General features: G+C 36.1%; 13 protein-coding genes. 3 read left to right on the top strand and 10 right to left on the bottom strand.

Going from position 1 to position 12,340, the window contains the following annotated elements:
* Positions 1-52 precede the first annotated feature (52 nt).
* On the bottom strand, positions 53-394 hold the full coding sequence (locus tag SLH51_RS08095) for an aldo/keto reductase (protein WP_335960535.1): 342 nt from the start codon (positions 392-394) through the stop codon (positions 53-55).
* Positions 395-854: 460 nt separating this feature from the next.
* Between SLH51_RS08095 and SLH51_RS08090 the strand changes: the two genes are divergently transcribed.
* On the top strand, positions 855-1,400 hold the full coding sequence (locus SLH51_RS08090) for a TetR/AcrR family transcriptional regulator (RefSeq protein ID WP_335960533.1): 546 nt from the start codon (positions 855-857) through the stop codon (positions 1,398-1,400).
* 193 nt (positions 1,401-1,593) lie between these two features.
* Here SLH51_RS08090 and SLH51_RS08085 read toward each other — a convergent pair whose 3' ends face one another.
* From SLH51_RS08085 to SLH51_RS08060, 7 genes are all read right to left on the bottom strand, one after another.
* Positions 1,594-2,193, bottom strand: a complete 600-nt coding sequence (locus tag SLH51_RS08085) for a PQQ-dependent sugar dehydrogenase family protein (protein WP_335960531.1) — start codon at positions 2,191-2,193, stop codon at positions 1,594-1,596.
* Positions 2,194-2,434: 241 nt separating this feature from the next.
* Positions 2,435-3,538 (bottom strand): MBL fold metallo-hydrolase, encoded by a 1,104-nt coding sequence (locus SLH51_RS08080; RefSeq protein ID WP_335960547.1) that lies wholly within the window; start codon positions 3,536-3,538, stop codon positions 2,435-2,437.
* Between the two features lie 62 nt (positions 3,539-3,600).
* Positions 3,601-4,716, bottom strand: coding sequence for a sorbosone dehydrogenase family protein (locus SLH51_RS08075; RefSeq protein ID WP_335960530.1), 1,116 nt, complete (start codon positions 4,714-4,716; stop codon positions 3,601-3,603).
* 247 nt (positions 4,717-4,963) lie between these two features.
* A complete protein-coding gene (locus tag SLH51_RS08070) occupies positions 4,964-5,140 on the bottom strand; it encodes an aspartyl-phosphate phosphatase Spo0E family protein (RefSeq protein ID WP_335960528.1) in 177 nt (58 codons plus the stop codon).
* Positions 5,141-5,206: 66 nt separating this feature from the next.
* Positions 5,207-5,488 carry a MerR family transcriptional regulator gene (locus SLH51_RS08065; RefSeq protein WP_335960527.1) on the bottom strand — a complete coding sequence of 94 codons (282 nt, stop codon included), beginning with the start codon at positions 5,486-5,488 and terminating at the stop codon, positions 5,207-5,209.
* Positions 5,407-5,625, bottom strand: a complete 219-nt coding sequence (locus tag SLH51_RS24435) for a MerR family transcriptional regulator (RefSeq protein WP_390183823.1) — start codon at positions 5,623-5,625, stop codon at positions 5,407-5,409. The genes SLH51_RS08065 and SLH51_RS24435 overlap by 82 nt, the downstream gene beginning before the upstream one ends.
* Before the next feature lie 185 nt (positions 5,626-5,810).
* Positions 5,811-6,983 carry a PQQ-dependent sugar dehydrogenase gene (locus SLH51_RS08060; protein WP_335960526.1) on the bottom strand — a complete coding sequence of 391 codons (1,173 nt, stop codon included), beginning with the start codon at positions 6,981-6,983 and terminating at the stop codon, positions 5,811-5,813.
* Positions 6,984-7,706: 723 nt separating this feature from the next.
* Here SLH51_RS08060 and SLH51_RS08055 point away from each other — a divergent pair.
* Positions 7,707-8,369, top strand: coding sequence for a phosphatase PAP2 family protein (locus SLH51_RS08055; RefSeq protein WP_335960524.1), 663 nt, complete (start codon positions 7,707-7,709; stop codon positions 8,367-8,369).
* Positions 8,370-8,433: 64 nt separating this feature from the next.
* Here the strand turns inward: SLH51_RS08055 and SLH51_RS08050 are convergent.
* Both SLH51_RS08050 and SLH51_RS08045 read right to left on the bottom strand, forming a co-directional pair.
* A protein-coding gene (locus SLH51_RS08050; RefSeq protein WP_335960522.1) for an IS3 family transposase occupies positions 8,434-9,563 on the bottom strand; the annotation gives its coding sequence in 2 pieces (ribosomal slippage) (positions 8,434-9,284 and positions 9,284-9,563; 1,131 coding nt in all).
* Between the two features lie 695 nt (positions 9,564-10,258).
* Positions 10,259-12,025, bottom strand: coding sequence for a Rieske (2Fe-2S) protein (locus SLH51_RS08045; RefSeq protein WP_335960519.1), 1,767 nt, complete (start codon positions 12,023-12,025; stop codon positions 10,259-10,261).
* A 33-nt stretch (positions 12,026-12,058) separates the two neighbouring features.
* Between SLH51_RS08045 and SLH51_RS08040 the strand changes: the two genes are divergently transcribed.
* The gene (locus tag SLH51_RS08040) at positions 12,059-12,250 is read left to right on the top strand and encodes a hypothetical protein (protein ID WP_335960518.1); all 192 of its coding nucleotides are present in this window, start codon (positions 12,059-12,061) and stop codon (positions 12,248-12,250) included.
* Positions 12,251-12,340: the final 90 nt, after the last annotated feature.

Genomic DNA, 12,340 nt, shown 5'->3' with positions numbered 1-12,340 from the left:
TCTTTGCACAAAATAACTTTATTGAACATTTTGAGTATTTTTAATAGTTAGTCTAATTTAATGCAACACTAGTGAAATAATCCGTATTTAATCTTTTTAAACTATTTTCTAAACTAATAGGTAAATCCTTTTTTGAGGCATTTGAAGGAAGCACTTTTGAGATGAGAAATAAATCTTCACGACTATAATCAGATGGCTTAATAGCTTGTGCAACTAGTCTCTCTGCATTCCCATAACCATACATTTCAGCAGTATCAATAACTTGAACACCATTATCGAGACCCACTCTTATTGCTTCTACTTCTTGTTCAAATTTATCAGCTTTGTCTCCCATATTCGAAGTACCTAAGCCTATAGGAAAAACTTTTCTTCCCGCAATTTTAACTTTTTTCAATGTTCCCACTCCTAAAATTGTAAGTTTATAGATATTTTTGAGAAAATTTGTTTTTCTGAATGACCTCTGATTTTATATATTCACTCATACGGATTAAATTCAGTGAATACTCTCCATTTCCTTATAATGTTTTCAAAGCCTCTTTAATCGGTATTTCCCCACCAATCAGATCAAAGGCTTTGCTGATTGTTTGGTCATCCTCAAGTGAAGCATTTACTGAAGCAACATCTTCAGACATATTATGTAACACTCTTTCTTTGTATTTGAAAAATTTTTTTATACTAAAAGTGAAGGATATGAATTCCCTTGGAGAAGAATACATTGATTCATTATTCAACATCTGTTTATAATTATAAATATCAACACGATACTCTCAATGGTTAGATGCACGCAATTCGTTGATTACTCAACAATTCAATAAAAATTGTTGAGTATCTGTAAGAAAGGTTGGTGACCAAACATGCCAAAAGTGGATAGAAGAATAGTAAAAAGCCAAGAAGCGATAAAAAAGGCTCTTGTCGAACTGATGTCTGAAAAAGGGTTTGATAACATTACCATTCAAGATATTGCCGACAGGGCAAATGTGAACAGAGGAACCATTTATCTTCATTACTTAGATAAATTTGATCTATTAGATAAGATCATGGAAGAACATATAAACAACATGAGTAATTTTTGTGAATCGGCAGCAGAAATGGATTGGATCGAATCGACTGTACACTGCATGGAATACTTTGAGAGTAATTATTTATTCTTTTCAACGATGTTAGTGAGTGAAGGAGCCCCATATTTTCGTAATCGCTTCCTGAAGTTTAATATTGAAGAGTTCAAGAATGATGTGGACATAACAAAAGGAAAAAATGCTGGTCAAGATGAAGAAGTCATTGTTCAATTTGTTGCTACTGCATACGTAGGGATAGTAGAATGGTGGTTAAAAAATGGAATGCCTGAACCGCCTCGTGTCATGGCAGAAAAAGTAGGGGACTTATTAGAGAGGATTGTATAGTGAGTTAGTATAAAACCTCTAAAAAAATATGGTTACCCCAAAATGTTTCTTCCTTTTTTTGGGGCACCTCAAAGCAAATAGCGAAACACCACGCTCATTTGAAAACCGTTTTTGGGGTTTCTCACAACGAATGCGTGGCGAAATCCATCTGCAAAATATTAAGTTCAATTCAATAGTCAAGAATACAATTAGATTAAATTAATAAGTATTCATTTGATTGGTCCTTTTCATAAATAGGAATCTTATGCCAAACCCGGTTTAAATGTATAACCGGCTGTTGCTGCAATAAATTATCATGCAAGTTCAATTTTAAACCTTCGTCCATATTAAAGAAGGAACCATTTGGTATCTTATCTATAAGTAATCTATCTTCCTTCCAAATATTATTTTCCGACCGGAGTGTGACAATTCGATTAAACTGACCAGAAATATCCTCATACGAGTAATACGCATATGCTAAATCTGACTCTCCATCACTTGGTGCTAGAACAAATCCTAATAACCCTGTTTCTGAAAGTGTGGCAAACTCTTTGTCGAGTTTTAAACTGTGATGTTGAACTTCCTCATTTATTACTTTAACGATATTTCTTGGTCCCTCTGTTATATAAAATGTATTTTCTAGTTTTCTAATAGACCAAAAAACACCGAGATTTTCTGAATCCATTTCTGTTTCTTCATGATCCTTCGTATTTAGAGAGTATAAATATCCATCTACTGAAAATGGTTGGTCATTTGTTGAACACCCGGCAATAAGAAGTAATACAAACACAGTTATTACTAAGATTTTTTTCATCTTTTATTACCTCTACCTTTCATTAAAACTTTATAGGAAATACTCTTATTTTCTGGACTTCCAATACTTGAATTTAATCATTGTTGGTAATGCATAGAATTAAGGAAATGGAAAGATGGATTAACTGAATTTCGTAACCCACATTTCCTCAGAAACAACAGATGCAGGGAACACGTTTTTAACTACAAGGTAAACGATCATGTCTATCAAACTAAAAAAGTAAGTTGGATTATATGCTTTCCTACAATTCCCACCATCGGGAAATGACATTAAAAAAGTCACCATTTAACAAAACGGTTTCACCAATATTAGGAGCAATTATATTTACCGCTGTATTCTCAGCCTCTGCTAATGCTCGTTCTATCGGTTCTGACCAATCATGATATGCAAGGGTGAATGCTCCCCAATGAATTAACATCATATTTTCACCCATTAAGTCTAAGTGAGCCTGAACGGCTTCTTCTGGTGTCATGTGAACCCAATCCCAGCGATCGTCGTATTGACCTCCGTCCAATAAAGTGATATCAAAAGGTCCATATCTTTCACCAACTTCTTTAAAGTGTTCATCATACCCACTATCTCCGCTTGTGAAAAAACGTGTATTTTCTCCAAGAATAACCCAGCCGCCCCATAACGTAGAATTTCGATTGAACAACCCTCTTCCTGAGTAATGTTTGGCTGGGGTCAAAGTCACAGTTAAGCCTTGGAAATCCGTTTCATCCCACCAATTGAGTTCCGTAATTTTTTCTTCTTCCACTCCCCAGCGAATCAAATGTACACCTACACCAAGTGGAACGAAGTAATGCGACACCTTTCTATTAAGTTGCAGTATGGATGCATAATCTAAGTGGTCATAATGATCATGTGTAATGAAAACAGCATCAATAGATGGCAGTTCACCGATGATACTTAACAGATCCTCGCTATATCGTTTACTCCCCCCTACAAATGAAACAGGTGAAGCTCTAGGACGTAACATTGGATCTACAAATATCTTCTTATTATCGATACTTAGTAGAAAAGTAGAATGACCAAACCAAGTTAAACTATCTTCCTCGCTCTTAATTTGGTCCCAACCAATTTCAGAAACTGGTATGTCCTCAGTTGGAGACCGGTCGTTATCATCCGAAAAAAGAGAATCCCTAATTATAGATAACATACCCGTTATTCCCATACCCATCTCTGTTGGTACTTGATTTACAAACTGTCCGTTTTGATAATTATCAAACCCCTCATACACCTCTTGCTGTTCTCTACTTGGATTACCACCGAACACAGGGTACATATTAATAAACAATAAAATAGCCACACAAAGTACAATTAAAACAGCAAACGTATATAACATTGCTTTTTTCATAACTTCTCCTATAGTTAATTAACTTTAATTTTTTTCAATCTCCATTTCTATTAATTTAATTCTGAGAGTGAGATTCTATAAAGCTTATCGTCATTCTCTTCTGGAACACCACGCCCGTCTGTATTATTGCTAATAAAGTAAAGGGAGTTATCTTCAATTAGCACATCACGGATTCGGCCAAATCCAGTTATTATTTCGCGTTGTTCACCTGCTTCAAGGTCAAATTCTAAAACTGCAGATCCTCTTAATGCTGCAACATACAATCTCCCATCATAATAGTCCATTCCAGATGGTGCCCATGTTTCTAAATCTCCAGAAGTAAACAGTGGTGAAACCATACCTTCTTGTTCCTCTGAACCTTCAGTAATCGGCCAGCCATAATTTTGACCAACTTCGATTAAGTTAACCTCATCATTTGCTCTGCTGCCGTGCTCACTTGAGAAAAGCATACCATCAGACGACCAGGTAATGCCTTGGGGATTTCGGTGTCCATAACTATACACATAGGAATCTGGAAATGGATTATCACTTGGAATAGTACCGTCCAGATTTATTCTTAAAATTTTTCCACCTAATGAGTCGAGGTCTTGTGCAATATTCGGTTCAGACGCATCACCTGTTGTTGTATAAAGCATCCCATCAGGCCCGATTTTAAGCCTTCCTCCATGATGGTACGTGCCGCTTGGAATATGATCCAGAAGCAAACTCTCCTCCCTCCAAATGTTATCTTCTAAATGGAGAGTTACAATACGATTAAATTGTCCAGAGTCATCTACATATGTATAATTCGCATAAGCTAAATTTGATTCTGCAAAGTCGGGAGCGAGCACAAACCCTAATAACCCTGCCTCAGGAGCTGTTGAGATATCTTTCTCCAATGCTACACTCTGTCGTTCGGTAACCCTGTTATCTATTTTTACGATGTAACCTGGTCTCTCTGCCAAATAAAATGAATTTTCAAATTTCTCAATAGACCAAGGAATCTCAAGATTTCCCGTTATAACTTCTGGCTCTTCAATTTGAACAGTTTGCTCAACTTCTTGTCCTTCATCTTCTCGTTCATTTAAATTGTCTTCTTGCTCAGCTTCCGGATTTTGTGTTCCATTTCCACTGCATCCAGTAGTTATAAGTAGTAAAAACATGGATATTACGAAGATTTTTTTCATCAGTAATCACCTCAATTAATTTTAATTTCTAATTCTTTTACAAATAAACCTAATTGTTGAAAAAACGTATACCTTTTTGCTACTTGTTTTTAAACAATTTACTTATTCAAAAAGCTCGTACGCTTTAGATAAGCAAGGGTACATTTCAAAAGGTTACCACATATTCTAAAAGCCTAGGGCAAACATATCTTCCTTTACTTCACCCATTCAAATTTACTATTTTTATTAATCCACGCTACCTTTTGTTTTATCTATCTTGAATCAACAATTGATATTGGTAAATAAAATAATCAAGTTCATGACTTAAATGTAGGGTAATTTCGTTGTTTAATCCTAATTCAGTTCCTTTTTCAAGCAATTCGAGTCTTAAAAATTCAATATATATCCTTGGTTTAATCGGAGAAATTAGTACAGTTTTATCCATAAATCAACCTCCATTCCCCGTATCTAAAATTATTTAAAATCGATATTTACACTTGTAATTTCTTTTCTACATTTCATTTCCATTTTTCTTTATTTGGACAAACTGATCATAAAGATCATCCGTATCATCTTTCTTTATGCTACTTTTGTAAAAATCAATTTTTGTATTTAATAACTCTAAGTTTTTTTGATACTTATCCAGCTTCACTATCACTTTTTCTCGATGATTAACAAGAATTTCTATCAGTTCAACTCTACCTTCATCTCCTAATGCCCATAATTCTGTATATCTTTTAGATCCTCTAAGGACATTCCAATATCTTTCATGTGTAAGATGAATTCCGCCCATAACTTATGATCTTCTGTATAGCAACGAATATTATTCTTGTTCCTATCCGGTACTACCAACCCTTCTTTTTCGTAATATCTTAAAGTATGCTCACTAACACCAATCATTTTTGCTAATTCACCAATACGGTACGTCATACTATTTCACCTCATTTTAAGATTACTTACTTTCAATGTTAACACCATACCACTTAGAGTTAACTCTAAGTCAAATCCAATTTATAAACTTTGTAGACAAAAAATAAGTACTAGATCAAATATGATTTTATTAGCAAAAAAGAGAATCACATTTTAATGATTCTCTAATATAAAGATTTATAATTTTAAGGTCTAGGACTTAACCTTATCAGACGATCGTTGTAGTTAGTACTAGAGGATCGTGGTGATGTATTCGTAGTAATAACATACAGGTCCCCTTCAATTGGCACGACAGTTCTAAGCCTATCATTTGTTGTAAATACAACATCCATAGAGGCTGCTTCTGCATTATAAACGTATAAGCTTTGCCCCCTAAGTCCTGTAACAAATAAATGACCTTCAAAAAATGTGATACCTGATGGAGCCCAAGTATCATCCCCCGAGTGAATAAGAGGCATCTCCATCCCTTCCATTTCTTCTCCTCCGACTACTTCAGGCCATCCATAATTTCTCCCCGGCTCAATGACATTAATCTCATCACGAGCAGACGGTCCGTGCTCAGAGATAAAAAGGGCCCCTTCTTCATTCCATGCTATTCCTTGAGGGTTGCGATGTCCATAAGAATATACATAAGAATCAGCGAATGAATTATCTTCCGGAATGGAACCATCTACATTTAATCTTAACACTTTTCCAGCAAGATTATTTAGATCTTGTGCGTACTCCTCTACATTAGCCCAGCCTGTTAAAACATACAAATACCCATCTGGACCAATTGCGATTCTCCCTCCGTTATAAAGCTGATGGCCTGGTATTCCATCAACCAATATGTTTGTTTCCAGCCAAGAGTTACCGTCATATTCTACCTCAACAACTTTATTGGACAAACCAGAACCCGAACTGTAAGAATAATACAGATAGGCAATTCCACTTTCAGAAAAATCTTCTGCAAGTTCTATTCCTAGTAAGCCACTTCCACCGTCGTGCACTACAGGGTCAGATGTTTGAACAGCGTATCTTTCCAGCTGACCATCCTGAATAATAGCAATCGTCCCTTCAATTTCTGTCATTACAATGGTATTATCTGTTATTTTTATATCCCACGGATAATTTAAATCATCGGATATCACTTCTACTTCCCAATCCTCTGTAGAGAAATCTAAAAAATTTAATTCTGTTCTACTTTCTGCCATATCTGTGTCAATAGGACCGCTCTCTTGTGAATCATCATTACCCCCATTTTCTTCTGTTTGGATAACTTCAGGTATAGCCTCATTCCCCTGATTATTTTCCAATGGCTCACTTTGGCACCCTGACAAAACGAGTAGGGAAAATAATCCTATAATGACAAATTTCATTTTTTCATCTCCTCCTATCATTTTTATCTATTTACTAAACTCTGGCTTGTCCCATAGATAAGTGGTGACAGCCTGTGATTTAGGAGTTATCATAGAAAAACTTCCAATCAATTTATTTCTTATAAAAGCAAGAAAATGCGCATAGTCCGAGTGAAATGAAGAACTCATATTAACTTCTCCTTCATTTATCTCTTTCCCAACTTTTTTCTTACAAAAATGATGATAACCCTTATAGTTAACTCTAAGTCAAATAAAAAAGAACAAATGTAATAATATAAGCAATCTCTATATTAAAAATTAATTATTAAAATTACAAAAATCTGAAATAATTTAATCAATAATAAATCTTAAGATACGGTTTCTTTTCATCCAATAGATTCACTGACTACTACCCGTCAGTTGTCTGCTCATTTATTAAAGAAGTCAAGCTTAACTGCATATAGTAATACGGTTTTCCGTTGTCCGGAGTAGACTCCCGAAAAACCAGGAACTTGGGATATTTTTTAAATGAATTAGCTTGAGAAAGATTAGTTATTTCTTTAATTAAATAAGAAGTATGGATTTATTTAATTACTAAGGATAATCCTTCTAGTGGAGAGTAAAAACAATCACCTTTATATTTATCAGCAACATCCTTTTTTTCTAAAGAACCATATTTCATGTTAACAACGATGATATAATAAGTACCACCAACAAATATAGAAAGAGAGAGAGATTACTTTTATGGTACAAGCAAATGTCAAACAAATTATTATAGGATTGAGTTGCTTAATGTTATTTTTCGCCATCTCAATACTATCAATACAAAATCAACTTATAGTAATGGATCAATCTATTATTTCATTCCTCTTTGAAAAATCATCTTCTTTTCTTGTCTCGGTAATGGAGGGAATCACCAAGATTGGCTCTGGAGAATCCATCATAGTTTTAACTGCTCTTATTGGTAGTTATCTATTATTCAAAAAAATGTGGGGATTTGCTACTTTGTTAGTTATCCTTACATTCGGAGGTTTTGCTCTAAACTTCTTTTTGAAAGTGCTCTTTCAACGTGAAAGACCTGGTGAAATGAGTGTTATCGAGGTTTTTGGCTACTCACTTGAACTAGCATCATACAGTTTTCCGAGTGGCCATACTATGAGAAGTGTTATTCTATTTTCATTTTTGATATTATTGTGCTATCGTTTTGTAAAAAGTCCGTTAAAAATGATTACTATATCTTCTCTTTTTATTGTTATGATCATCTCTGTAGCATTAAGCAGAATCATTGTAGGTGCCCATTTTCCATCGGACATTTTTGCTGCCATTACGATTTCAATTTCATGGTTTTATTTTTGTTTGATAACTCTTCGATATATATTTCGAAATAAATTACTCTTCCTATTGTAATAGGCAGCCCTTTACACATAGGTGTTCCAATACCCTGGAATGTCAACACTAAACTGGACAAAAATTATAAGGTCTGTTGCTTGAATTCGACTGGTGTTAAATAGCCTAGTGTTCCGTGAATTCGAATGTTATTGAACCAATGAACATAATCATCAAGTTCAAGAGCGAGCTGTTGAAGAGAAGAGAAATGAGCTCCGTTAGCGAATTCTGTTTTGAATACCTTAAATGTCGCTTCGGCCACGGCGTTGTCATAAGGGCATCCTTTCATGCTTAGTGATCTCTGGATACCAAATGTTTCAAGAGCTTCTGAAATGAGCTGATTATCAAACTCTTTTCCACGGTCTGTATGGAACATTTTTATGTCATTCAGATTGGCTTGAATACTTGTAATGGCTTGATATACAAGGTCTGCTGTCTTATTTGCTCCAGCACTACGGCCGATGATTTCGCGATTGAAAAGGTCCACAAATAGGCATACATAATGCCACTTTTTTCCGACACGGACGTATGTTAAATCGCTGACAATGACAGCTAATTGTTGATCTTGCTTAAATTGGCGCTGTAATTCATTCTTTACAGGAGCTTCGTTACACGTTGATTTGTGTGGTTTAAATTGTGCCACTGTATAATTCGACACGAGCCCTACTTCGTTCATGAGTCGACCAATACGGCGCCGTGAAACATATTTTGGTTCAGGTAACTTGGCTAATTCTTTCTTGATTTTGCGTGTACCATAATTGTTTCGACTCTCTTTAAAAATACGAGCAATTTCATTAGAAAGCTCTTTATCTTCAGCTCTCTGTGCACGTTTGCCTGCTACATCAACATGGTAGTAATACGTACTTTTTGGAATATCGAGGACGTTACACATTGCTGATACCGAATAGTTGTGAGCGTTATTTCGAATCACATCTATTTTCGTCCCATGATCAGCGCTGCTTGCTTTAAAATATCGTTCTCCATCAGTAAACGTTGATTTTCTTTGCGAAGTTGCATCAGTTCATTTTCTTCTTCAGAACGATTATCTTTGGCGGCAAATGAACCTGTTTCCTGATGATTTTTAATCCAACGATCTAACGCAGAAGGTGTAATATCATATTCTCTAGCAATGTCTGCACGAGATTTTCCATTTTCATAAAGCTTCACTAATTGCAGTTTAAATTCGGGTGTAAAAGTTCGACGTTGACGTGTCATAGTAGCACGCTCCCTTAAGTTAATAGTCTAAGTTTACAAGCCCTTATTTCATCTGTCCAACTTAGTGTAGCCTATCCACCCTTTTGGCCTTAATACTTTACGTAGTTAATTTCTAGCTGCTTTATAAGTTAAATGACCTGCAATATCCATCATAGTTTCTAAATCGCCTCCATTTCTAAGGTTCCATACACAAAAGGTATGCCCTAAACTAGACAACTTTTTGAAAAAGATTGGTTAGAGCGAGGGACTGATAGTTATGTAAGAAGGAACGAAAACTTCTATAGGAAGATTTGTTTCTTTTTCGGAACAAATGAAAAAAGACATTAAGCCACCTAAAATAGAAGTTATCTACTACGTAGTATGAGTCTAATAACAAACAAATCTTATTGAATTAAGTACTTTTTCATTTTCAAAGTCTCATCTTGACTTAGGTACTTTCGAACATCTGCTGTTCCTATGTCCTCAGCCTTTTTTATAATATTAGCAAACATACTTAATTCTAAGAAAGTTGTCTAGAGTAATAGAACTTAATCCTTCAAGTCTTTTTGCCGAAATGAACAACTGTAAAGACGATTACTTTTAGGGTAATCGTCTCTTAATAGTTGTGTATTGCCAGTATCGTTGTACTCCTCAGCAAAATAACTTTGTTAGTTGTTCTTCTTCAACATAGGTCCTGTTTGTTTATTCCTGATCATTTATTCTTCAAACAATCTTTCTCCACGATGAAGCCTGATGGCTATTTTAGCTGTATGGGACGTTTCCCTTGAGGTCGGTGCGTGGGCCGCAACATAACGACTTACTGCAATGAGTATCGTTTGCTGTGCCCGTTTTGCAATCTCGGAATCCTCATTTTGCCATATACGATGCTCCATAATCGCCCCTTCATACATTTGAAAGGTATGGAATTCTGCATTTTCTCTAAGTAGTGCATGACCCAGAACGTTAAAGAATTCATTCAAACCTCCGCCATTGGCTAAGTAATTTACTACCCATTTCGCAGCTTGATCTGTTTGTTGCTGCTTATCTAATAAATCTAGAAATTCCTTAGGATCCTTCCGTTGCAATGAGGATTTATCCGCTACAGGCATTCGAGCCGAGGGAATATTGAGAAAACGATCTAAATAAATACTCATGGCACCATGAAAAACAGCCCGAGTCAGTTCAGGTGTTGTTGATCTCCGTATAGCTTGGTGAACAGCATGAGCGTGAGTAAACGTATGAAGTACCGTATCCCAATCTCTAAATTCGTTTTGTACATGGAAGCGTGCTACCCTTTCCGCTGCTGCTAACGTTACTAATTGAGCAAGACGAACAGGGGATTTCCCATTTTGTAATGCTTCCATTAACAATTCTACCGTTCTAACGGGATCATCACTTAACAATTGCTCTAATACCTGATCCTCATCTACTATGTCTGATGAATTTTTTCCATCCTCTTCCTTGATTTCTATATTCTCTAGCGTTCTGAAGGCATTATTTAGAGGTTCCACTAAATTAATAGGTGCCTGCCAGCTGTGGGATTCCTCACTACGAGTGGCACTACTTAACTCTGGTAATAGAGAGGTGAGAATATATTCCCGGTTCTCGTCTTGGAGCTTCGACATCATCTCAAAAGCTTTATTATGAAAATCTAATGTGTGACCAATATTCATATAAAAATGATCTGTAATTGCCGTCATCATCATGTCCGATAGCTGTTCTGTCGTTGCCCCTAGCTTTATGGCAGTTAGCAGGACCCTCTCTGCTCCTTGGACATCACGAACTTCAATGTTCTTTCTATACCATTTTGCAAGTAGGGAAATCTCTGGTTGTTCCTTTTCCTCATTTAAGGGTAAGGGATCTAATAAAAATCTTGTTCCCTTCCCTGCACTTTCTCTTGCCACATGAACTAATCCTTGGTATAAGGCAAGGATTTTTCCGTTTTTATCGAGATACGGCAGGATATTGCTCATAGCAGTTAAAATCGTAAGACCAGATCCCCAACCATTCCAGCGGTGCTTTGTACCAAATTCTACGCCGATCTTTGCAATATCATTGGGGGCTACTCCAGATTCCACTAAGCCCACAACAGCCTTTGCAATGACGAGACTTATGTTTTGCTCTAGACCATCCTTCAGTCTCTTTTTAAGTTTTACCACCGTTTGCTTGTCTATGGGTTCAGGAGTGATCCACACTTCCCCATCCCTTACTTCGACGGGATATGTAGCTACATCGTCAGCCCACGGGTCTAACGTCCCCCCACTTTTTAGGTCAAAACGGGCGTGATGCCAGTGGCACGTAAGAATGCCATCACAACTGCTCCCCATATGTAATGGAAATCCAAGATGGGGACATCGGTTATCTACCGCGTATATGTTGTTTTCATGATGGATGACGGCAATTGCGTGCTTTCCCCCTTTTACTACCTTAACCCCCTCATCCTTCAACTGTTTTTCCGAACAAATATATACTTTTTCACTCATTTGACAATAACCTCCTTGAAGGAAAATATCGAAGTGTTACAATACGGTTTAACTGTCCCGTGCTATCTTCGTAAGTATAATACGCATAAGCAATATACGATTCTTGGAAATCAGGAGCAAGTACAAATCCCTGCTATACACGTAGATTTGTACGGTAAGATGGAATTGATTCCATTCGACAAATTGAAAGCATTCTTTAACGATATTTTGAAGTACTATCATTAATTCCAATAAAAGCCCAGTTTCTCAGCATTATATTGAAAAATTCGGCTTTTTGTTACCCCAGAAAATGTTGCAAAAGTATGTCTGAAACAA

Origin of the sequence: Halalkalibacter kiskunsagensis, from assembly GCF_037027555.1 — a bacterium.
GTDB lineage: Bacteria > Bacillota > Bacilli > Bacillales > Bacillaceae_D > Halalkalibacter > Halalkalibacter kiskunsagensis.
The sequence above is the reverse complement of the archived record's forward strand: the minus strand, read 5'-3'. Positions and strand labels throughout refer to the sequence as shown.

Bases quoted from the DNA above. Each gene is read 5' to 3' on its own strand.
- SLH51_RS24435 (WP_390183823.1), bottom strand. From the start codon at position 5,625: ATGACGTACCGTATTGGTGAATTAGCAAAAATGATTGGTGTTAGTGAG.
- SLH51_RS08055 (WP_335960524.1), top strand. From the start codon at position 7,707: ATGGTACAAGCAAATGTCAAACAAATTATTATAGGATTGAGTTGCTTA.
- SLH51_RS08090 (WP_335960533.1), top strand. From the start codon at position 855: ATGCCAAAAGTGGATAGAAGAATAGTAAAAAGCCAAGAAGCGATAAAA.
- SLH51_RS08045 (WP_335960519.1), bottom strand. From the start codon at position 12,025: ATGAGTGAAAAAGTATATATTTGTTCGGAAAAACAGTTGAAGGATGAG.
- SLH51_RS08060 (WP_335960526.1), bottom strand. From the start codon at position 6,983: ATGAAATTTGTCATTATAGGATTATTTTCCCTACTCGTTTTGTCAGGG.
- SLH51_RS08065 (WP_335960527.1), bottom strand. From the start codon at position 5,488: ATGGGCGGAATTCATCTTACACATGAAAGATATTGGAATGTCCTTAGA.
- SLH51_RS08075 (WP_335960530.1), bottom strand. From the start codon at position 4,716: ATGAAAAAAATCTTCGTAATATCCATGTTTTTACTACTTATAACTACT.
- SLH51_RS08080 (WP_335960547.1), bottom strand. From the start codon at position 3,538: ATGTTATATACGTTTGCTGTTTTAATTGTACTTTGTGTGGCTATTTTA.
- SLH51_RS08085 (WP_335960531.1), bottom strand. From the start codon at position 2,193: ATGAAAAAAATCTTAGTAATAACTGTGTTTGTATTACTTCTTATTGCC.
- SLH51_RS08070 (WP_335960528.1), bottom strand. From the start codon at position 5,140: ATGGATAAAACTGTACTAATTTCTCCGATTAAACCAAGGATATATATT.